20 protein-coding genes are annotated in these 20,964 nt (G+C 59.4%); 8 read left to right on the forward strand and 12 right to left on the reverse strand.

Annotation, left to right across the window (positions count from 1 at the left end):
* Positions 1-45: 45 nt before the first annotated feature.
* Entirely contained in the window at positions 46-783 is a 738-nt protein-coding gene (locus ACFO3S_RS06345) for a response regulator transcription factor (protein WP_378093912.1), read from the forward strand.
* Positions 784-836: 53 nt separating this feature from the next.
* Here the strand turns inward: ACFO3S_RS06345 and hisC are convergent, their stop codons facing one another.
* The gene (gene hisC, locus ACFO3S_RS06350) at positions 837-1,895 is read right to left on the reverse strand and encodes a histidinol-phosphate transaminase (RefSeq protein WP_378093488.1); all 1,059 of its coding nucleotides are present in this window, start codon (positions 1,893-1,895) and stop codon (positions 837-839) included.
* A gap of 170 nt (positions 1,896-2,065) precedes the next feature.
* On the opposite strand from hisC, the gene ACFO3S_RS06355 reads away from it, so the two are divergent.
* Positions 2,066-2,821, forward strand: coding sequence for a DUF2087 domain-containing protein (locus ACFO3S_RS06355; RefSeq protein WP_378093490.1), 756 nt, complete (start codon positions 2,066-2,068; stop codon positions 2,819-2,821).
* A gap of 18 nt (positions 2,822-2,839) precedes the next feature.
* The gene (locus tag ACFO3S_RS06360; RefSeq protein WP_378093492.1) at positions 2,840-3,205 is read left to right on the forward strand and encodes a GIY-YIG nuclease family protein; all 366 of its coding nucleotides are present in this window, start codon (positions 2,840-2,842) and stop codon (positions 3,203-3,205) included.
* Here ACFO3S_RS06360 and ACFO3S_RS06365 read toward each other — a convergent pair.
* Entirely contained in the window at positions 3,198-4,139 is a 942-nt protein-coding gene (locus tag ACFO3S_RS06365) for a hypothetical protein (protein ID WP_378093494.1), read from the reverse strand. The genes ACFO3S_RS06360 and ACFO3S_RS06365 overlap by 8 nt on opposite strands.
* A 136-nt stretch (positions 4,140-4,275) precedes the next feature.
* Here ACFO3S_RS06365 and ACFO3S_RS06370 point away from each other — a divergent pair, with 136 nt between their 5' ends.
* A complete protein-coding gene (locus tag ACFO3S_RS06370; RefSeq protein ID WP_378093496.1) occupies positions 4,276-5,832 on the forward strand; it encodes an ABC-F family ATP-binding cassette domain-containing protein in 1,557 nt (518 codons plus the stop codon).
* A 95-nt stretch (positions 5,833-5,927) separates the two neighbouring features.
* Here ACFO3S_RS06370 and ACFO3S_RS06375 read toward each other — a convergent pair whose 3' ends face one another.
* The 3 genes from ACFO3S_RS06375 to ACFO3S_RS06385 form a co-directional block, all read right to left on the reverse strand.
* On the reverse strand, positions 5,928-6,071 hold the full coding sequence (locus tag ACFO3S_RS06375; RefSeq protein WP_378093498.1) for a hypothetical protein: 144 nt from the start codon (positions 6,069-6,071) through the stop codon (positions 5,928-5,930).
* 22 nt (positions 6,072-6,093) lie between these two features.
* Positions 6,094-6,603: a GNAT family N-acetyltransferase gene (locus ACFO3S_RS06380; protein WP_378093500.1), complete on the reverse strand. Its 510-nt coding sequence runs from the start codon at positions 6,601-6,603 to the stop codon at positions 6,094-6,096.
* A gap of 228 nt (positions 6,604-6,831) precedes the next feature.
* Positions 6,832-7,473, reverse strand: a complete 642-nt coding sequence (locus ACFO3S_RS06385) for an HAD family hydrolase (RefSeq protein ID WP_378093502.1) — start codon at positions 7,471-7,473, stop codon at positions 6,832-6,834.
* A 98-nt stretch (positions 7,474-7,571) separates the two neighbouring features.
* On the opposite strand from ACFO3S_RS06385, the gene cdaS reads away from it, so the two are divergent.
* Together cdaS and ACFO3S_RS06395 are read left to right on the forward strand one after the other, a co-directional pair.
* The gene (gene cdaS, locus ACFO3S_RS06390) at positions 7,572-8,189 is read left to right on the forward strand and encodes a sporulation-specific diadenylate cyclase CdaS (protein WP_378093504.1); all 618 of its coding nucleotides are present in this window, start codon (positions 7,572-7,574) and stop codon (positions 8,187-8,189) included.
* Positions 8,190-8,306: 117 nt separating this feature from the next.
* Entirely contained in the window at positions 8,307-9,533 is a 1,227-nt protein-coding gene (locus tag ACFO3S_RS06395) for an MFS transporter (protein ID WP_378093506.1), read from the forward strand.
* Between the two features lie 38 nt (positions 9,534-9,571).
* Here ACFO3S_RS06395 and ACFO3S_RS06400 read toward each other — a convergent pair whose 3' ends face one another.
* The 6 genes from ACFO3S_RS06400 to ACFO3S_RS06425 form a co-directional block, all read right to left on the reverse strand.
* Positions 9,572-10,888 carry a deoxyguanosinetriphosphate triphosphohydrolase family protein gene (locus ACFO3S_RS06400; protein ID WP_378093508.1) on the reverse strand — a complete coding sequence of 439 codons (1,317 nt, stop codon included), beginning with the start codon at positions 10,886-10,888 and terminating at the stop codon, positions 9,572-9,574.
* Positions 10,889-10,916: 28 nt separating this feature from the next.
* Positions 10,917-13,148, reverse strand: coding sequence for an accessory Sec system translocase SecA2 (gene secA2 / locus ACFO3S_RS06405; RefSeq protein WP_378093510.1), 2,232 nt, complete (start codon positions 13,146-13,148; stop codon positions 10,917-10,919).
* Positions 13,149-13,437: 289 nt separating this feature from the next.
* Entirely contained in the window at positions 13,438-13,980 is a 543-nt protein-coding gene (locus tag ACFO3S_RS06410; RefSeq protein WP_378093512.1) for an AIM24 family protein, read from the reverse strand.
* Positions 13,981-14,127: 147 nt separating this feature from the next.
* Positions 14,128-14,610 carry a hypothetical protein gene (locus ACFO3S_RS06415; protein ID WP_378093514.1) on the reverse strand — a complete coding sequence of 161 codons (483 nt, stop codon included), beginning with the start codon at positions 14,608-14,610 and terminating at the stop codon, positions 14,128-14,130.
* A gap of 153 nt (positions 14,611-14,763) precedes the next feature.
* Complete coding sequence (locus ACFO3S_RS06420; protein ID WP_378093516.1) at positions 14,764-15,855, reverse strand: serine hydrolase domain-containing protein; 1,092 nt, start codon at positions 15,853-15,855, stop codon at positions 14,764-14,766.
* On the reverse strand, positions 15,845-16,477 hold the full coding sequence (locus tag ACFO3S_RS06425; protein ID WP_378093518.1) for a TetR/AcrR family transcriptional regulator: 633 nt from the start codon (positions 16,475-16,477) through the stop codon (positions 15,845-15,847). The genes ACFO3S_RS06420 and ACFO3S_RS06425 overlap by 11 nt, the downstream gene beginning before the upstream one ends.
* A gap of 215 nt (positions 16,478-16,692) precedes the next feature.
* On the opposite strand from ACFO3S_RS06425, the gene ACFO3S_RS06430 reads away from it, so the two are divergent.
* Positions 16,693-17,253 carry a PadR family transcriptional regulator gene (locus ACFO3S_RS06430; RefSeq protein WP_378093520.1) on the forward strand — a complete coding sequence of 187 codons (561 nt, stop codon included), beginning with the start codon at positions 16,693-16,695 and terminating at the stop codon, positions 17,251-17,253.
* On the forward strand, positions 17,250-17,621 hold the full coding sequence (locus ACFO3S_RS06435; protein WP_378093522.1) for a DUF4180 domain-containing protein: 372 nt from the start codon (positions 17,250-17,252) through the stop codon (positions 17,619-17,621). Before ACFO3S_RS06430 ends, ACFO3S_RS06435 begins: the two co-directional genes overlap by 4 nt.
* Here the strand turns inward: ACFO3S_RS06435 and ACFO3S_RS06440 are convergent.
* A complete protein-coding gene (locus ACFO3S_RS06440; protein ID WP_378093525.1) occupies positions 17,611-20,964 on the reverse strand; it encodes an S-layer homology domain-containing protein in 3,354 nt (1,117 codons plus the stop codon). The genes ACFO3S_RS06435 and ACFO3S_RS06440 overlap by 11 nt on opposite strands.

The raw sequence follows: 20,964 nt of genomic DNA on the forward strand, positions 1-20,964 counted from the left end.
ATATGAGCATTCCTAACACTTTACTAAAAGGGTGTGACCTTGACGTTGACGAGAGTGCTTGTCATTGAAGACGATCCCATCATCGGAGAGATGCTCACCCTCTACCTTTCTGAAGAAAATTTCGACGTTCAACGGGTAGAGACCGCTCGTGACGGGAAGCTTGCCCTTCATACGTTCAGCCCGGACATGATCTTGCTCGATCTGATGCTTCCCGACTCCAGCGGTACCGAGCTCTGCGCCGAGTTCAGACGGCTGACCGCCGTGCCGATCATCGTCATTTCCATGAAGCCGTCCGTTACCGTCCGCATCCAGGCGATCAGCAACGGCGCGGACGATTTTCTCGTGAAGCCCTTCAGCATGCAGGAGCTTAAAGTGCGCATGGAGGCCGTGCTTCGCCGAACGTTAAGCTCGAGCCCCGGCGTCAGACCGGTTGCGGAGCCGATCGGTCACGGTCCGGCGCCGGGCGGTTCCGCCTCCTCCGAAGGCTTGACCTTGGATCTGGAGCGGCGAACGATCGTTCTGGACGGAGTACATATCGAGATGACGTTCTCCGAGTACGAGATTATGAAGCTCTTCTACCAGCATCCGAACCGCGTCTTCAGCAGAGAGGAACTGATCAACGCCGTCCGCGGCATCGATTCGTTCATTAACGACCGGGCGATCGACGTTCACGTCACCAATCTGCGGCGCAAGCTGGAGAAAAATCCGAAGGAGCCGCAATATATTAAAACCGTCTGGGGCGTCGGCTACAAGTTTATGAACCCCGGAAGCAGCAGCGCCTAGAAAGCGACAGCCTCCCGTCAGCCGGACATGCGGCCGGCGGGAGGCTGTCGCCGTTAAGGCAGAATGTCCCGCAAGGCGTTCAGCAGCGCCTCCATCTCGTCGTCGGTGCCGATCGTGATGCGCAGGTAGTTGTCGATCCTCGGCTTATTGAAGTAGCGAACGAGAATCCCCCTGCTCTTCAAGGCCGCGAACAGCTCGCGCGCTTCCTTGGCGGGATGGGTGACGAAGACGAAGTTCGCCAGCGAATCGACGACCTCGAAGCCCAGCTCTCGGAGGGCGTCGGTCGTTCTCTCCCTCGTCTCCGTCACTTTCCGGTTCGTCTCTTCGAAGTACGCCGTGTCTTCCAGCGAAGCGAGCGCCCCCGCCAATGCGAGCCGATCCAGCGTATAGGAATTGAAACTGTTTTTGATCCGGTTCAGCCCTTCGATCAGATCGGGATGGCCCAGCGCCATGCCGACCCGCAGACCGGCCAGCGATCTCGACTTCGACAGCGTCTGAACGACCAGCAGATTCGGATAGTCGGGCAGGAGCGAGACGGCCGACTCCCCGCCGAAATCGATATACGCTTCATCGACGACGACGACCTGCTCCCGGTTGGCGTCGAGTATCTCTTTAATGCCATTAAGCATTAAATAGCGAGCTGTCGGCGCGTTCGGATTGGCTACAATGACGCCGCCGTTCGGAATCGCGTACGAGCGGGGATCGATTCGGAACTGCACGTCCGTTGGCACCGTTTCGTACCGGACTCCGTACAGGCGGGCATAGACCGGATAAAAAGAATAGGTGACGTCGGGGAAGAGAATCGGCCTTTTCCCCGCGAAGAACGCCGGAAAAGCGAACCCCAGAATCTCGTCCGAGCCGTTGCCGACGAAGACCTGCTCCTTCGTGACGCCGTAACGGGCGGCGATCGTTTCCCGCAAGGCGTCGCACGTCGGGTCGGGATACAATCGCAGATCGGCCCCCGCCGCCTCCTTAATGGCTTCAAGCGCCTTCGGAGAAGGCGGGTACGGGTTTTCGTTCGTATTCAGCTTGATGTATCGCCGGTCCTTCGGCTGTTCTCCCGGAACGTAAGGCTCCAAAGACGCCGTCAATTCGCTCCAATACTGGCTCACAAGTCGGACCCCTCCACTGTTTTTTCTCCTGATTATACCTGCCCGCGCTTCTCGGGTCTAGATCGCTTGTCCGCTTCCCCCTCCGCATTCTCCATTCAAAAGTTGACCGAATAAAGACGATCGTGTATATTGTCTATCATAATACAAACATTTATGGGATGTGTTTATTTGTGGATCATACGGATGTGTTCTGGAGCAGTTCCGTGGAGGAGCTAAAGCAGGGCTATGTTCGCGAAGGGGAGCATTACGTCTGTTTATTGTGCGGCAGCCGGACGGAGCTCGGCGTCGTCTATCCGGAGGACGACCGATACTACGATGCGGAGAAGGCGATGCGCGTCCATATTGCGAAGAGCCACGGCTCGGTATTCGAATATTTGATCGGCCTGGATAAGAAGCTGACCGGGCTGACGGACCATCAGAACAGCCTGCTTCGCCTGTTCTACCAAGGGAAAACGGACGAAGAGATTCGCCGGGAGCTGGAGATCGGGAGCGCGTCGACCATCCGCAATCACCGCTTCGTTCTGAAGGAGAAGGAGCGTCAGGCCAAAGTCTGTCTCGTTCTGATGGAGCTGCTGAAGGAGAAGGACAAGCATGCGCCGGAAATCGTCAACCTGCACAAGACGGCGCGCATGATCGACGACAGGTACCGGATTACGGCCGACGAAGTTGAAAGCGTGCTGGCCAAGCAGTTCCCCGACGGCCGAAGCGGCAGGCTGGCCAAGTTCGACCTGAAGGAAAAGCACAAGCTGATCGTTCTGGCCGAGATCGCCAAGCGGTTCGAGAGCGGCCGCACGTACAAGGAAAAGGAAGTTAACGAAATTTTGCTTACGGCCTACGAGGATTACGCCGTGCTCCGACGATATTTGATCGAATACGGCTTCATGGAACGGCTGCCGGACGGCAGTCAGTACTGGCTTAAAACTTAGGAACGGAGTGGATTCGCAATGAAAACGATAAGCAAAGAGGAACGCGCGCGGCTGATCGCGCAGTACAAGGAGATTCCGATCGAAGCGGGCGTCTATCAGATTCGCAACAAAGTGAACGGCAAAGTGCTGGTCGATACGACCCCGAATCTGAAGTCCTTGAACGGAAGAGCCGGAAGCCTGAACCTCGGCACTTATCCAAACAAGGAGCTTCAGCGGGAATGGGACGAATTCGGGGAAGACGCGTTCGCGATGGAAGTGCTCGAAGTGCTGAAGCCGAGCGACAATCCTTTTGTGAACGTCAAGGACGAATTAAAGCAGCTTGAGGAAAAATGGATCGACAAGCTGCAGCCGTTCGGAGACAGAGGCTATCATAAGCTCAAATAGGAGACAGATAACGGCTGGCCGACAGGCCGGTCTCCTCGAAACGATCGCCGGACGAGGTCAGAATGTCGAGATTCTCTCCCTCGGCGCCCATCCACTGCACGCCCAGGACGACGCCGTCTTCGCTACGGGCGGCGAACAGAAAGCGGAACATGTCGGGCGAGATTTGCCCCCCGTCGTCGACCCTCCAGGTCGAATATTCGTCATAGACGGCCGGGTAGTCCATAAACACGAAGCGCTCCTCGTCCTGCCATACGAGACTGGCCAGCATCTCCTCTCCCTGCCGCTGGAACTGAACGGCATAGAGGCGCTGGCCTTCTTCGCCGCGCGCGAGCAGCCAGCCCTGCTCGATCTCTCGTCCTTTCGCCTCGGCGATCCTCTTGGCCGCCTCCTCCGGCAGCTTGCGATCGGCCGTCGCTTGGAGCGGAATCAACGCCCGGACGTCGAACTGCTCCTCGCCGACCAGATAGTAACTCTCGTTCGGCTTCGCCTTTCCCTCCTCGATCGTGTAGACGTCCCCTTCCATCTGATCGAAGTTATGCGCGGCCTGCCTTCCGTTATCCTGCTCCGAACGGGCTTGATGCTTGTCGTAACGGATGCGCAGCACTTGGCCGCCTTCTCCGATCGCCAGCCGGTATCCGTTCAAGGAGGCTTCGTCCGTCGTCCCCGAATGCTCTATCCCGGCTGTCAAGGCCATCAGCCTTCCCCCCTGCTCGTCTGCGAATCCGAACAGCGGAGACAATCGCTCCGTATCCAGCACGCGTTCTGAAGGCACAGGCGCTTCGGCGCTTTCGCCCGGCTCCCGGGACGGCAGCGCGCTCGGAGAGGCAGCCGACGGCGGAACGTCCGGACTTGCGGACGGCGCGCCGGCGCCGTTCTGTCCCGCGCATCCTGCAACCGCAAAGGCCAATCCTACGATGAACCATTTCAGCTTCAATAGAAACGCTCCCTTATGCTTGATCTTCTTATCGGCGGCCGCTTCGAGCCGGAGCTTCGAAAGCGTTGAGTTTTTCCCCGTTCACCGCTTATAATGGACGTTAGCGTGCCAATAAAGGAAAAAAGGTGTCTATTTCATGAGCATATTAACCGTTACGAATCTTTCGCATGGCTTCGGAGACCGGGCCATCTTCAACGACGTCAGCTTCCGCCTGCTTAAAGGCGAGCATGTCGGTCTCGTCGGCGCCAACGGCGAAGGCAAATCGACCTTCATGAACATCATTACCGGCAGCCTTGAGCCGGACGCCGGCAAAATCGAATGGGCGAAAAAGGTCCGCGTCGGCTATCTCGATCAGCATTCCGTCCTGCAGAAAGGCATGACGATACGAGACGTGCTGCGCGGCGCGTTCCGCTACCTGGTCGACCTCGAAGCCGAGATGAACGGCATGTACGAGAAAATGGGCTCCGCAGAGCCGGAAGAGCTGGAGCGGCTGCTGGAGGAAGTCGGAACGATCCAGGACATATTGACGAACAACGACTTTTATCTGATCGACGCCAAGGTGGAGGAAATTGCCCGCGGCCTCGGGCTCGGCGACATCGGCCTCGACCGCGACGTTCACGATCTGAGCGGCGGTCAGCGCACGAAGGTGCTGCTCGCCAAGCTGCTGCTCGAGAAGCCCGACATTCTGCTGCTCGACGAGCCGACGAACTACTTGGACGAGCAGCATATTACCTGGCTTCAGCGCTACCTGCAAAACTACGAGAACGCCTTTATTCTCGTCTCCCACGACATTCCGTTTCTGAACAGCGTCATCAACCTGGTGTACCATATGGGCAATCAGGAGCTGAATCGCTACGTCGGGGATTACGACAACTTCGTCCAGCAGTACGAAGCGAAGAAGCAGCAGCTCGAGTCGGCGTACAAGCGCCAGCAGCAGGAGATCGAGGATTTGAAGGACTTCGTCGCCCGCAACAAGGCGCGCGTATCGACCCGCAATATGGCGATGTCGCGGCAGAAGAAGCTCGACAGTATGGAGATTATCGAGCTGGCGCGCGAGAAGCCGAAGCCGGAGTTCAACTTCAAGGAAGCCCGCACCTCCGGACGCTTGATCTTCGAGGCGAAAAGCCTCGTCATCGGCTACGACGAGCCGCTCTGCCGCCCGATCGACCTGCTCATGGAGCGCGGCCAGAAAGTCGCCCTTGTCGGCGCCAACGGCATCGGCAAGACGACGCTGCTGCGCAGTCTGCTCGGCGAACTCCCTCCTCTGGCGGGAGAAGCGAAGCAAGGCGACAATCTGTTTATCGGCTACTTCGAGCAGGAGGTTAAGGAGCTTGCCGACGAAACCTGCATCGAAGCGGTATGGAAAAACTTCCCCGCCATGACCCAGTTCGAGGTCCGGGCCGCGCTGGCCAAGTGCGGGTTAACGACAAAGCACATCGAAAGCAAGGTGGCCGTGCTCAGCGGAGGCGAGAAAGCGAAAGTCCGATTGTGCAACCTGATCAACAAGCAGACGAACCTGCTCGTGCTCGACGAGCCGACCAACCACCTCGACGTCGACGCCAAGGAGGAGCTCAAGCGCGCGCTTAAAGCGTATAAAGGCAGCGTCCTGCTGATTAGCCATGAACCGGAATTTTACCGCGAAGTGGCGACGGACGTCTGGAACTGCGAGACCTGGACGACAAAGGTGTTTTAAGCCGACAAGGACCGGTGCGCCGAGGGAAACCACCGCCCCCTCCGATCGCATCGGTCCTTTATTCGTGCGCGCGCTGCGCTCCCTCGCGCTCCTGTTCAGCGGCCATCTTTCGCGCGGATAGCGACCCGGATTTCCTCCAGCGTCTGCTGCATTTTGCTCATCCTTTGCAGACCGGAATACTGGTTGCCGATGATGCCCGCCAAGCCGATGACGAGCACGATCGCGATAAACAGAGTCAATCGCTCTCTCCCCTTTGCTTTTTTACTGTGACGGAACTTTTAGCCCCATGTAGACGACGTCCCGGTCGATCCCGTCCAACGTCGCCACTCCGGGCAGCAGCCCCCATTGCTCGAAGCCGAATTTTCGCAGCAGCGCCAGACTCGCTTTGTTATGTCCGAATACGAGCGCGATGACGTTGCGGATGCCCAGTCGCGGACACTCCGCGATCGCTTTCCGGAAAAACAGACTGCCGATTCCTTTGGAGCGGTAATCGGGATCGATATAGACGCTGATCTCGGCGGTCGCGTCGTAAGCGGCTCGGCTGTGAAACCTGGAGAAGCTGAGCCACGCGATAATCGTTTCCCCGTCCTTCATGACCCAGATCGGCCGACGATCGGGCGAATGCTCCTCGAACCACTGGATTCTGTCCTGCACCGTGACCGGGTCTAGATCGGCCGTCACGCTGCGGCTGGCGATCGTCGTATTGTAGATGTCGACAATTCGATCGAGATCTTCCCGAACGGCAACGGCGATTTCATAAGTGTGGTTCACGAGGACGGCCTCCAATGCTTTGTAGGTCCAACCAATGAGACAGGCAAAAACCGCTTCGGCGTCCTCTAGACGCAGAATCGCGTATTCAGGCAGCTGATTTCATTATATCGCGCCAACAAATGCAAGCCAATCCTCCCGTTCTTCCGCTACATCCAATGCGCTCCCGCTTGAATCAGGTTGTATACCCCGTATCCGGCCAACACGATTGCCGATACATGATTAGAAGATTTACAGCTCGTCAACCGAGATCTCGCGGATAGAGCGCACGATGCGGTCCGCTGCGGACAAATCCTGGTTGCCCGAATTTTCGTTCACGTACCCGATGCACGCCATGCCCGCGGCTTTCGCCGCGGCGATGCCGTGGCGAGAATCCTCCAGCACGACGCAGCGCCTGGGGTCGACGCCGAGCTGGCGGGCGGCTTCGAGATAGACGTCCGGCGCGGGCTTGCCTCGATGCACCTCTTCCCCGCTCACCACGCAGGAGAAGAAAGACGCGATATCGAACTTGGCCAGCACCTCCAATATAAACGATCGGGGCGAGGAGGAAGCGATTCCGGCGGGAATGCCCCGCGATTTCAAGCCGTTCAGCAGCTCCAAGATCCCGTCGATCGGCGTGTAAGCCGATTCCCGCAGCGCCTTGATTTTGGCCGCGAGCTGATAGGCAATTATTTCGTCCACCGTCTGAGGAAGAGAACGCTCTTCGCGAATGATTTTCCACATCTCCGGATTGGTCATCCCGACGAACCGTTCCAGCTCCTCCTGAGTAATCGCTGCCCCCAGGTGCCGCATCGTTTCGATGTCGACCTCGAAGTGCAGCGGTTCGCTGTCGATGATCACGCCGTCCATATCGAAGATAAAAGCTTGTTTCATGTGCGGTTCCTCCGTTGGTCATCTTTGGTCGTCGCTGCATACATAAGCGCGTGAATCTGCATGCTAACAGGAGTACGTTCAAGGAGCCGTGAGCCCAAATGACGAACGCTTCTCCGAATTGCGATTTCTCCCCCATAAAGAGGAGAATCGCTGCCGACATCCGGCATGTGATCGCCAAGCTCGGCGAGCTGGCGCAGTCGTTGGATCATGAAGGGAATTGCTTGCTTGGCGAGCTGGAGCAGATCAAACAACGATTTTTCCAGATCGAGTCCAATGCGGCGACCTTTTATTTGAACTGCTATCTCTCTCCGTTCATGGATCGATATATGGATTTGTCGCTGACGATCCGCAGCTTGTCCGACAGACGCCACGGCGCCCTGATCGCCGTCGAACGCGGCGATCCGCTCGATTCTCTTCTCCAGCCGGGCATTCCGGTCGGCGCTCCGGTCAGCCATGCGCTGCTGGAAGCGATTTTCTATCCCGGAAGCCCGCTGCACGACGGCGCGGTGCTTATCCGGGCGGATCAGATCGTATCGGCCAAGCATGTTCTTCCGCTCGCCTCGGCGCAAGAGAACGAGCGAATAACCGGCACTCGCCATCGCGCTGCGGTCGGCCTGTCGGAAAGATGCGACGCGATCGTTCTAGTCGTGTCCGAAGAAACCGGGAAAGCCTCGTTCGCCAGCGGCGGCCAGCTCTTTCCCGTCATTACGCCGTAACCGACGATTAGCGGTCCTTTCGGTAGCCTATACTAGAACGGAACCCACTTTGTTGGGCGGAATTGACGGAATACAGCTGCTCGACCGATTAGAACTGATCTTGATCAGGAGGACTGCATGGAAACCCGTAAAAAAAGGGACATCCTCTCCATCGCCACGGTCCCGCTGACGATGACTTTGGCCAACTCAATGCTGATTCCCGTTCTACCCGCCATGCAGAGAGCGCTTCGCATCAGCTCCCTGCAGGCCAGCTGGATCATAACGGCATATGCGGCCGTGGCCATATTGTTCATTCCGCTAGCCGGCTACTTGTCCGACCGATACGGCCGGAAAGCGGTAATTCTTCCTTCGCTGCTGCTCGTATGCGCAGCCGGAGCCGCGGCCGGTTTCGCCGCGATTAGCGGCTCGCCCAACGCCTACGGCTTCATTCTGGGGGCGAGGCTTCTGCAGGGGCTCGGCTCCGCCGGATGCTTCCCGGTCGTCCTTCCTCTAGTCGGGGACCTGTTCAAGAAAGACGACGACGTCAGTCAGGGTCTGGGCCTGATCGAGACGTCCAACACGTTCGGCAAAGTGGTCAGCCCGATCCTCGGCTCCGCGCTTGCGATGTGGACATGGTACGCACCGTTTTTCGCGATCCCGGCTTTCGGCGTCATTTCCTTCCTGCTCGTGCTTCTGTTCGTTAAGCCGCCGAAAGGCTCCGGCAGCGAAAAGCCCGAACGTACCGGACTGGGCGAGTTCCTGCGATCGGTGGCGAAGCTGATTCGGACCGAGGGCAAGTGGCTGTACGGCATCTTCGCCATCGGCGGCATCAGCATGTTCGCCATATTCGGAAGCCTCTTCTACTTGTCCGAGACATTGGAGCAGCACGGGCTGAAGTCCGTCAATAAAGGGCTGGTGCTTGCCATCCCCCTCGGAGGGCTCTGTCTCGTCGCCTTCCTGAGCGGCAAATGGATCGGGAAAAACAAAGCGAAGATGAAATGGACGAGCCTGGCCGGATTGACGATCTCGACCGCCGCCCTGCTCGCGCTCGGACTGACGAACCGGGACGGCATCTGGTGGACCGTGTCGATGCTGACGCTGTCTTCCTCGGGCATCGGGGCGGCGCTGCCCAGTCTGGATGCGCTCATTACCGAGGGCATCGACAAAAGCCAGCGAGGCACCGTCACTTCGCTGTACAGCAGCATGCGGTTTATCGGCGTTGCCGCCGGACCTCCCGTCAGCGCCCTGCTGATGGGCGTCTCGTCGAGCGCCTTGTTCCTGACCGCAGCGGCGGCGGGACTGGTCGCTTCGCTGCTGAACCTGTTCGCCATCCGCCCGGAGAAGAAAGACGACGCTAAGGGATAACGGCCGATAGCCAGATCTCAGCCCTCTCTCTTCACCGTCTAGTCCCGCTCGTAGATCGATCCGGAACGGCTGGCGAAAAATTCGGCGTACACCTTCTCCGCGTACGCATCGGTCATCCCCGAGATATAGTCGGCCGCCAGCCGCTCCCACGGCCAGTGGGCCTTCTGCGACTCGTAGCTCTCCAGCCAGTCCGGCGGAATGATGAGGCGTCCGGTCTCGTACGTCTTGAAGCTGCCCCACAGCCGTTCGATCATCACCTCGCTCCGCTTGTGGAGCCGCTGTACGCGGAAGTCTTTAATCAGCGTTACCCAGGCGAGCTTCTTCAAAATTTCCATCGTTCGCAGCAGGTCCGAGTTTTGACAGTTGTCCTGCACGAGCGTCACCTTCTTCCAGCCCGTCGCCGGATCGTCGATGATGCCGACCTCGCTGGCGAACTTCCGGACCCAGCGGGCTTTCATCTCCCGGCGGGTCCGCGAAGGCTCGCGGTCGCACTCCACGTAGATCTCGGCCCACTGCTCGAAAAATTCGAGCAGCACGCGCTTGACCATCGCCGCCTGATCGACGCCCTCCCAGTTGGCCGCGGAATAGCTCGGATCCTCCGTAATCTCCTGCAGCACGTGGGCGACGACCCGGTCGTCCTCGAAGAAGGCGCGATCCATCTGAATCTTCCCGGCGCGAATGCCGTCCTCGAGATCGTGCGTCGAATACGCGATATCGTCGCACAGATCCATCAGTTGGGCTTCCAGCGTGGCGCAGCCATCGGGCATCTCCCAAGTCTGGCGGAGAAACTCGATGCCCTCCCACTCCTTGCGGTATACGCCTTTATGCCTTCCGGGATCGTCGATGCAGAACGGGTACTTGTTGATCGCCAGCAGCACCGAGGCCGTCAGATCCAGGCCGCTGTCGCTGCCCGCGCGCTTCTCGAGGAACATCAGAATCCGGAAGTTCTGGGCATTGCCCTCGTACTTCAGACCGTGGGCCTCCCGAAGCAGTCGGTCCAGCACCTCTTCGCCCTTGTGACCGAACGGCGGATGTCCGAGATCGTGGGCGAGCGAGGCGCATTCCACCACTTCGGGGTCGATCGTGAGGCCCGGGTGCTCCTTCAACACGAGGAACGGGTACAGCTTGCCCAGCCTTCTGGCGACCTCCCTGGCGATCTGGGACACTTCCAGGGAATGGGTCAACCGCGTCCGGTAATAGTCTCCCGAGCCGGCCCCGAATACTTGCGACTTCCCCTGCAATCTGCGAAAGGCCGGAGACTGGATCAGCCTCGCGTAATCCTTCTCGAACTCGTCTCGGTCGTCCCCGGAATGGACGTTCTCCGTATCGTACAATCTCATCTTTCGCACATTCATGCGCAAGCCTCCGTCGCGACAAATTCGTTCAGAAGTTGAAGATGCTCGTCTTTTTCTCCATAAATTGATCCTGAATCAGATAAGTCCAAGTTCTCGAAGGGGGCTTGAAGCCCAGCCGCTCCCATTCCTCCCGGTCCGAGGAGCCGGCCGCCTCCAGCCTTCCGAGCGCCTTGGCCGTCTCCTTCTCCAGTTTATCCGGCAGCTGCTCGAAGGCGTGAATGATCCGATGATGAAATTCGTCGACCGGGTTGCGGTTCGCGAGGCTTTCCAGGTGAATGCCTTCGCGAATATAGGACACGTAGGCCAGATGGTCCGCCCATGCCTTATCCATCAAGTAGAGCCGGATATGCTTCTCTCGCTCGCTCATTCCGCTGCGGTCGCGCAGTACCGCCTCTCGCTGCTCGTGGTGAATGCGCCGCTGCTCCTCCACCATGTCCGAATATTTGTTGAGCGTCTTGCGCAGCTCGAAATTTTGGCCCATGACGACGCGCTGAATGTGCTCGATCTTCTTGCTGAAGACGGATGCCGACAGCTCGTCCTCCTGCCGTCCCGTTCGATAGGCGGCGGGAATCGCCTTCTCGATGCCGAAGCGGTGGATCAGCTCGTCCTCCAGACAGACGTAGAACCGGGAAGAGCCGGGATCGCCTTGTCTGCCTGCGCGGCCTCTGAGCTGATTGTCGATGCGCGAGCTCTCGTTCATATGCGTGCCGATGACGTACAAGCCTCCAAGCCCGGCCACCTTCTCCGCTTGCGCGGCGTCGCCCGCTCCGAGCCGGATATCGACGCCGCGGCCGGCCATGTTCGTGGACACGGTCACCGCGCCGAGCTCCCCTGCCCGGGCGATGATCTCGGCTTCCTTCTCGTCGTTCCTCGCGTTCAGCACGTGGCAGGCCACGCCGGCCTTACGCAGCTCTTCGGCCAGCATGTCGGACTCCTCGACGCTGCTCGTTCCGATCAGAATCGGGCGACCCGTCCCGTGCACCTCCGCGATTTCCTTTACAAGCGCCTTAAGCTTCGCTTCCTTATGGGTATAGATCCGGCTCTCATGATCGATGCGGATGCGCGGCCGATTGGGCGGAATCTGTACGACGCTTAAGCCGTACGTCTCCTCGAATTCGTCCGCGGAATCCTGCGCCGTGGCCGTCATGCCGCTGATCTTCGGGTAGAGGCTGAGCAGATGCTGGAGCGTAATCGTACCGAGAATTTTGCCGGATGATTGCGTCTCGATGCCTTCCTTCGCCTCGACCGCCGCCTGGAGACCGTCCGGCCAGTGCCGGTTCTGGGCCACTCGTCCAGTGTAGGGGTCGATAATCTCCAGCTTGCCGTCCCGAATGACGTAATCGACGTCTACCTTGAGCAGGGATTCGGCGTGCAAGGCACAATTTAACGCCGTTAACAAATGGCTGTTGCGAGCTTCGTACAAGTTGCCCGAGCCCAACCGCTTCTCCGCTTTCTCCGAGCCCGACTCGGTCAGGAAAACGTTGCGCTTGTTCTCGTCGAAGTCGTAATCCTCGCCGAGCGTAAGCTCCTTCGCCAGCTTCGCCATTCGACCGCCGTCGTTGCCGCCGGAGGCGACTTCTCCCGCGATGACGAGCGGAACGCGAGCTTCGTCAATAAGCAGCGAATCGGCCTCGTCCACAATCGCATAGTGAAAGGGCCGATGCACGATATCGCCCTCCGTCATCGCGATCGTGTCCCGCAAATAGTCGAATCCGGCCTGCTTCGCCGTCACGTACGTAATGTCCGCGGCATAGGCTCTCTGACGCTCCTCCGTCGTCATCTCCTCCTTCACCGCCGCTACCGTAAGACCCAGGAAGCGGTAGACGGGCCCCATCCACTGCGCGTCCCGGCCAGCCAAATAGTCGTTGAAGGTCAGCACGTGCACGCCTTTGCCTTGCAGCGCATTCAAATAAGCGGGCATGACCGCGGCCAGCGTCTTCCCTTCCCCGGTCTGCATCTCGACCATGCAGCCGTCGTGCAGGGCCGCTCCGGCCATCTGCTGCACATCGTACGGACGCATGCCGAGCACGCGGCTTGCAGCTTCCCCGGCAATGGCGAACGCCTCCGCCATGACGTCGTTTAACGGCGTTCCGGCCCTCACTCTCTCCTGCAGGGCGGCGGCCTCGGCCTTTAACCGTCCGTCGTCCCATCCCGTCATGTCCAGCGCGGCGATCGCCTTCAGCTTGTCCGCGTAAGCCTTCAATTTATGTTGAACGAATCGATCCTTCACTTTCTGCACCAGCCTGCTGGCAAAATTCATCGAATAAGCCCCCTCCGCGAATCGGTTCCGCTAACGCTCTCCGTTCGAAATCGGTTCTTTTTTCACTTCAGCATAAAGAAAACGAGGGGGAATAGCAAGGATAACAGCGGCCGCCTCGCCGCATGCCAAGCATAAACGGCTTACGCCGTCCTTAGGATCGGCGGGATAACGTTTATGTCGGAGGTGATTCAGATCAGGATAGCGAATTTGATCCTTTCTGGATCACGAACAAACCGCGCCCGATAAGGCGCGGCTCCGCTCGTTCCCCGCTGTGCCGCGCAGCGCCCCCTTACCGGATGTAGACGCCCCCGAACGGGAGCAGCTCCCTGAGCGTGCGCCTGACGAGGCTGTCCTTGTGCAGTTGGTCCTCGAGGTGGCCGTCCCGGAAGCCCGTCTGCATCAGGATCGGACCGGCTCCTTTCATTTCCCACTGCACGTTCATATGCTGGGTGGCAAGCGGGTTGCCGTAGACGGACAGCTTAATGCTCGCATTCTCCGGATAAGCGACGAGAGCGCCGGCTTCCACGAACAGCGGAACTTCCGGGTCGAGCTGCAGCGTCGCAATCGAGCCGGAAGACAGCAGACCGATCCGCCCCGGTCCCGAGAATCTCATTCGCACCCATTCGCGCGTAATCCAAGCGTTCTTGAACGTCTGCAGCTTGCTCTTCATCGTCATCCCGTCCGTGTAAAAAAGCACGTGGCGAAAATCGAACAGCAAATGGTTGTTCTCCGGCACGTCGACGATCTCCAGCATGCAGTTGGGAGGCATGCCGAGGATGAGCCGGGACGGCCCGCGAAGACAGGAACGGATCAGCTTCCTCTTCCGGTACATCCCCGACAGATCCATCCATCTGTCGTCGCGCAGTCCCGGGTTCCCTTGAAAAGCCAGCAGCGTTTCGGATGCAGCAGATGCAGCGCGTCCTCCCCTTCCAGCTCGATCCTCACGTGCCCGGTATTCGGCGGCGCCTCCACCCGCATCTCATATTCCTCCGTCCGGTTGTTTTCTGCTGCGCCATACCGAATACCGCCATAACCGGATCGACAGCACGTAACCGGCGATCAGCGCGACCGCGGCCCCGACCGCCGTCATCCACTTGCGGTACAGAGCCTGCTTGTCCGATTTGTCTTTCTCCAGCTGCTCGAGCCTCTCCGTTAACAGGCGGTTCTGCGCCATCAGCTCTTCGTTCTGCTGCCGGTACAGCTCGTTCTCCTCCCGTATTTTGCGCTGCTCGGAGGCGTAGGAATCCAGAGAGGTTTCGGCCTCCATCAGCTTTCGGCGCTGCTCCTCCAGCGTTCGGGCCGTCTCCTCGTACTGCTCGCGAAGCTCGTCCACTTGGTCCGGAGCTTTATAGATATCCCTGATCCGATTCAGCATGTTCGCCTCCGCCGGAAGCGGCGGCAGCGCGACGAACAGCAGCAGCGCCAGAACAAGCCATAGTATGGGCATTCCGCGTTCTCTCATCTCTCCTCCTCCTCTGCAGACGCGTCTCGATGCATAATTTCGACGTATTTCAACGATCTTCTTACTATACCATATGACGGAACGGGCGGCGGATTGGTTTCATTTTTCTTCTCTCCGCTCGGGATCGCGAGGAACTCCTTCCAATCCCCGAAGCTATGGGGCGATCTTCGCGAGTCGACGAAGCACATGAAAGAAGATATAGTTCATGCTTTTCCTCCGGTAGGCCGTTTGGTTAAAGGTCCCGGTGAGATAGAGATCCATCTCCGGAGCGTACAGCATGAAGGAGCCGCTGGCCCCCAGATGCCCCCATACGGTATATTTCTGCGTGAACGGAAGAAACTGCAGCTTCATGAGGCCGTATCCGTATTCCATGCCCATCGCCATTTTTCTCCATGATTGCAGCGCGCGCAAGCTGTCCTCTTGCAGCAGCCGGCCGCGGGTCAACGCTTTCATGAACAGCAGCAAATCCTCCAGGGTGCTCACCGTCTGTCCGCCGGAGTAGAAGCTGCTGAAGCTGCGGTATTCCTCGACGTCGATTCGGATTCGGTCCAAATATAGATTCGCCACCGGATGCTCGCTCCGTACGGCAGGCTCGGAATATTGCGACAAATAGGAATTTTCCATTCGCAGCGGCTCGAAGATCATCTCGTGCAGTACCCGTTCGTAAGGCTTGGAAGCGATCGACTCAATGACCAATCCGAGCACATTGTAGCCCGTGTCCGTATAATAAACTCCTTCTCCCGGAGGAAAGCGCGGCTTCAGATTCTCCTTGGACCATCGAACCGTTTCCTCGGCCGTCCAGAAGCGGGACGGCTGATCCAGCAGCTCTTGCAGCAGAGGCTTGTTCCGCTTCGGCTTCTCTTCAAAAAAATCGGGCAAACCCGATGTCTGGCTGACCAGGTGCTTGATTCGAATATCGAAGGAATAGTCTCTGCCTTTGTAGATATGCAGACCTTCGACCAGCGACGACGGCAAATATTCGGCGATGCGATCCTCGTACTTGGCGAGACCTCTTTCGACCAGAGCCGCCATGATGACGGAGGTAAACGTTTTGCCGACGCTCGCCGTATGGAAGGGCTGGTTCGGATGCGCCGGCACCCCGTTCGTGCTTCCTGCCGCCATCGGCCAATGGATGTTCAGCCGATCCGAATGCGCCAGCAGATAGACGTTATGCAGCTTCGGATCCGAGTTTACCTGACTTGCCAGCCGCCGCTCGATTTCCTTCCCCGTCGCTTCAGCTCTCATGGCGCTTCCCTCCGCTTTTTTCATTTTGCGTATGTCCGCTCCCTTCCGAGTCCCGCTGCCTGCGCCATCGGGCGGCCAGCACGACGTCTTCGGCGGCGCTGTTCAGAATGTCCTTCATCCCCTTCAAGTCGCAAGCTGACGGAAGCTGCCCGTTGACAGCCAAGACGGTCAAGCCCGTCTGGAACGCTCGCATCTTGAAGAGAATCGCCGTCAGCTCCTCTTCTCCGAACCCGGCCAGCTCCGGATCGGTTTTCATCTGTTGGACGAGCTCTGCGCCCATCTCCCGATCAAAATCCTGTAAATAATCGTTCGGTTTCATGACCAGATCGCGGATCAGTACCGGATGCTCGAAGGCGAACTGAAGGCTCGCGGCGCCGATATCGCCGAAGGGACTCCCCGTATTCTGCTCCTTCAGGATGTCCAAGCCCAATTGGTTGATCTTCTTCATCACGGCGCGCTTCAGCTCCTCCACGTCGGTGAAATTCACATAAATCGGCGCAATCGAGCTTCCCAGCTGATCCGCCACATTTCGAATCGTAACGCTGTCGAGTCCTTTCGATTTCGCAATGTGAAAGGCAGCCTCCACGATTTGTTCGGCCGAAAACTTCTTCTTAGGCGGCATACGAATTCCTGCTCTCCTTCTTAATAGATCATATGTTATATATCACATGATATTCATAAATCGGCATCCTGTAAAGCGATTTTCGGAGTTCGCGCAAGAAAGCTCCATGAACGCCGGAGCCCTTTATGCCGCTATCGAGCTGAACCTTCGTTTTGACTTCCAACGATAACATATGTTACAGTTAACCTATGTTCGTAGCGGAATGAGGTGAGAAGATGTCGATCAAATATGCCATTCTGGGCATTCTGAGCTGGAAATCGGCCACAGGATACGAGCTGAAGAAGATGTTCGAGGATTCGTCGTTCCTTTACTGGTCCGGCAACAACAATCAAATTTACAAGGCGCTGATTGAACTGCAACAGGAAGGGCTCGTCGTCAGCGAAGTGATTCATCAGACGAGTTCGCCCTCCAAGAAGGTCTATACCGCGACCGGGCATGGCGTGACCGCTCTGAAGGAGTGGGTGATGTCTCAGCCTGAGGCACCCGAGCTCAAAAAGCCGTTTCTCGTGCAGCTCGCCTGGTCGGATCTGCTAAGCGGTCAGGAATTGCAGGAGCTGCTTGCGAAGTACGAGAGCGAGGTCGAGGCTCAGCTGGCGATGCATCGGGAGAAAAGGAAGCGGGCGCTGCATTCGCCGAATCGAAGCGCCCGCGAAAGCTGGATTTGGGAGATGATTTCGGAGAACGTTCTATCGACCTGTCGGAACGAGCTGAACTGGATTCGAGAAACCCGCCGCAAGCTGACCGAAACCGAACCTGTAGAGGAGAACTTGCCATGAATTATCAAGTCAAGGAACTGCCCAAGGCAAAATATGTCGAACTCCTCTCGGCCTCTCCCCCCTTGAGCACCGAGAGCGAGGCGCTTGACCTGATCGCGCTGTGCGGCGAGCAGGAGACGAGCCTGCTGATGATCCGCTATGCCGCTTTGTCGCCGGATTTCTTCAATCTGAAAACCCGTATCGCGGGCGATATCGTCCAAAAGCTGGTCAACTACGGAATCAAGACGGTTGTGCTCGTCCCGCAAGCGATCATGGAAAAGGGCCGCTTCCGGGAGATGGCTCTGGAGACGAACAAGGGCCGCCACTTTAGAATGTACGAAGATCAGGAAGAAGCGGAAGGCTGGCTTCTGAGCTCCGCTAATCGATAAATGTCAAGTAGCGCAGCGTTCTCGTCAGCATGACCGCGCTCTGGGCTCGGGTAGCCGGCTGCTTCGGCGCGAACGCCGTTCTACCGACGCCTTCGACGACGCCCGCCGCCAGCAGCTGAGCCGCAGCCTCCTTGGCCCAGCCGGCGACGGCGGTATGATCGGCGAAGCGTTCCAGCGCGCCAGAGTCCGCCTGCGGCAGCTCTCCGGCGAAGCGAATGGCGCGGGCCAGCATGACGGCCATCTGCTCGCGCGTGACGAAGGCGTTCGGACGGAACGTGCCGTCTTCATAGCCCTCGATCAGCCCCCGTTTGGTTGCGGCTTCCACCGCTCCCGCGTACCAGTCGATTCCCGGCCTTACGTCCGAATAGGCGGCGCGTCCGGTCATCTCGACGAGTCCCAGCGCGCGCACGAGCATCGCGGCGAATTCGGCGCGGGTCACGGTGCGGTCGGGATCGAACGTCCGCTTCGACGTGCCGTCGACGATGAGCTTGCTCGCCAGAAGCTCTATGTCCGCTTGCCCCCAATGACCCGACGCGTCGGCGAACGCCCGCTCGGACCGAATCGCGGCGAACAGGCTGTTGTGGGGCGCATAGAAAATCGCCTCCTTCCGCCGGAACACCGCCGGGACGAAATGCAGCCGCCCCGCCGAATCCACCCATACGACGGTCGAGCGATCGGATTCGGCCTCGGTATGAAGCGCAAGCGTCCGCCGGGTGTACACCCCTTCGTTCCCGTCCCACTCTTCCCCGTCTCGATAGAGAGTGAAGTCCGCCGGCTCCGCCAGCATGCCGTAGCCTTGCCCGGTCAGCGTGCGATTCAACGCGCGCCTCGCGTCTTCCGTCAATCTTGAGATCGCTACCGTGACGACGCTATCGTGCGGGACGCCGTTCGCCAGGCGGAGCGGCAGACGGTAGCTGGCGCCGTTCACCCCGATCCGAAGGAAGGCTTCCGACCGGAGCGCGGAAATGTCTTGCAGCGCCCCCGCCGGAAGATCCACCTTCACGACCGGGTCCCCGTTGTCGATGTCAACGACGGCTTCCCCGCCGGAGGCGTACAGCGATCTTAGCAGCTCGGCATCGAGTGCGAAGCGTATGACCGTCCGGCCGTCGTTCTCGCGCTCTCTTATGACGGTTAACCGCACCTCCCGACCGTTAACGGTCAGAGTCATTTCATCCGGCTCGGGGGCCGTTGGGGCCGGATGAGCGCTTGCCCCTCCCCCCGACCCGCCCGACGGGCCGGAGGCGGAGGCTGCGACCAGATCGATTCGTCCTACATCGGCCGTTTCCCCCGCGACAGCCGTCACCGCCGCAGAGTAGGCGACATAGCCGGGCGCCGTGACGGAGAGCGTATGGACACCTGCGGTAACGTTCGTCAGCGTAAACCGGCCTTCTTCATTCGTCCTTCCGATCTTCCCGTCCGCCGATACAGCCGCACCGGCAAGAGGGACGCCCCCTGTGCCGTATACCGAGCCGGTCACGCTGGCTGCGGTCGGCTCGATCGGCCGCACCGTCACCGTCGCGCTGGCCGTATAGAACCCGTCTTCCGTCGTCACGGTAATGACCGCCGTTCCTTCGGCGACCGGGGTCACGTTGCCGTTCTCGTCCACTTCGGCCACAGCCGGGTTGCCGGAGCTCCAGGATGTCTTCCGGTTCGTCGCATTCCCCGGTTCGACGACGGCCGTCAGCCTCTGCGGAGGCTGGTCTGCCGTCATCGTCAGCTCCGCTGCATCCAGACTTACGCCGGTAACGCGAATCTGATCCTGGCGGTGAGACGCTTCGATCCGCACGCTGGTCCATGCGGCTATGCGCAGATGCTCATCCGTCTCGTAGATGCGGAGAATCTGATCTTCGCTTACGGGAATGTCGGAGCCGAGCGGGTACAGGATCGCCTCGTCGGGCAGCGGAGCGCCCCGCAGCGGTCTTGCGCCCGCCGAGCCGTCAAGAAGATAAGCGAACCGGTGTTCCGGCGCGCTTGGGCTCGCCGTCACCGCCGCCGTGCCGTACGCCTGTCCCGGACCGATTCGGAAGCCGGCGATGTCCGGCGCCGCGGCCTCGACGCGCAGCTGGAGATCGGCGCTCGCCGTTCTCTGCCCGGCGTCGGTCGCCATGACCGTCACCGTGAACGCTCCGGCAACCGAAGGAGCGCCCTGCAGCACGCCGTCCGCGGTCAACTGCATGCCTGCCGGAAGACCGGAGGCGCTCCAGCTCAGTCCCCCTCCCGCGCCGTCGAACGCCTCGAGCGTCAACGAATACGGTGCGTCCCTCACCGCTTGCGGCAGCTCGGACGTCAGCACGTAAGGACGCAAGTAAGGATAGCCGCCGTTCACGTCGGGATGAACGGCCCATATCGTTGAGAAATCCCATTCGCTGCCCGGCTCGCCGAAGTGGGCTTCGACCTTCATATCGGCCGTCGATCGGCCCGTGAGCTGAATCGGGTCGTTCGGCGAATTTCCCGTGCCGTTCGAGACCCCCGCCGCAGCGTAGTCGAAATAGGAAGCGGCAATCGAGACGCCGTCTGCGATATGGCCGGAGAATGCGCCGATCGACAGATGGGGAGAGTCGCCGGCTGCGGTGATCGGCCCTGCCGAATAGCTGTTTTTCACCGATGCGTAGATCAGATGGCCCGTCAGCCCGCCGGCCGTATAATAGAGACCGTCCGAATTAGTCACCGGGCCGATCGCATAAGCGTCGCGGATCTCTCCGGCTCCCTGCGAGCCGACCAGCCCGCCGGCAAATTGGTTGCCGCTTGCTCCGCTCCGGACGGCAACGGACGAGTACGCGCGGCTGATCGTCGAGTGGCCGGCCGCGGCACCCGCGATTCCGCCAACGACGCTGACTTCTGCCGGACCGCTGGCGCCTCCCGTCACGGCGCCTCGCGTATGGACGCGTTCGATCGTGCCCCCTTCCAGGTAACCGGCCAAGCCTCCCGCATAGCTTCCGCCCGTCGCCTGCACCGCGACGCCAACGTCCCGCACGGTCCCCGTTACCCGGCCGAAGAAGCCGACTTCCTGCAGCGCGCCGCCTTCGATCGACACGCCTTCAATCCGGTGTCCCCTGCCGTCGAAGACGCCGCTGAACGCCTCGTAGTCATTCCCGCCGAGCGGGATCCATTCGTAGCCGGACATATCGATATCGTTCGTCAAACGGATCTGTCGATCCATATACAGCGCCTGGTTCCGGTTAATATAAGCCAGTTCGCCGGCCGTCGAGACGAGCACCCATCCGGATTCCTCGGAGGGCGCAGAATCGGCGGAGCCTTGCGCGGCAGGCGCCGCGGGCGCCAGCAGGCCGATCAGAATCGAAACGGCTAGCAGCGCGTGAAAGGGAAGAGGAAGACGTTTCAT

It is taken from the genome of Cohnella hongkongensis (assembly GCF_042654645.1).
Taxonomy (GTDB): domain Bacteria; phylum Bacillota; class Bacilli; order Paenibacillales; family Paenibacillaceae; genus Cohnella; species Cohnella hongkongensis.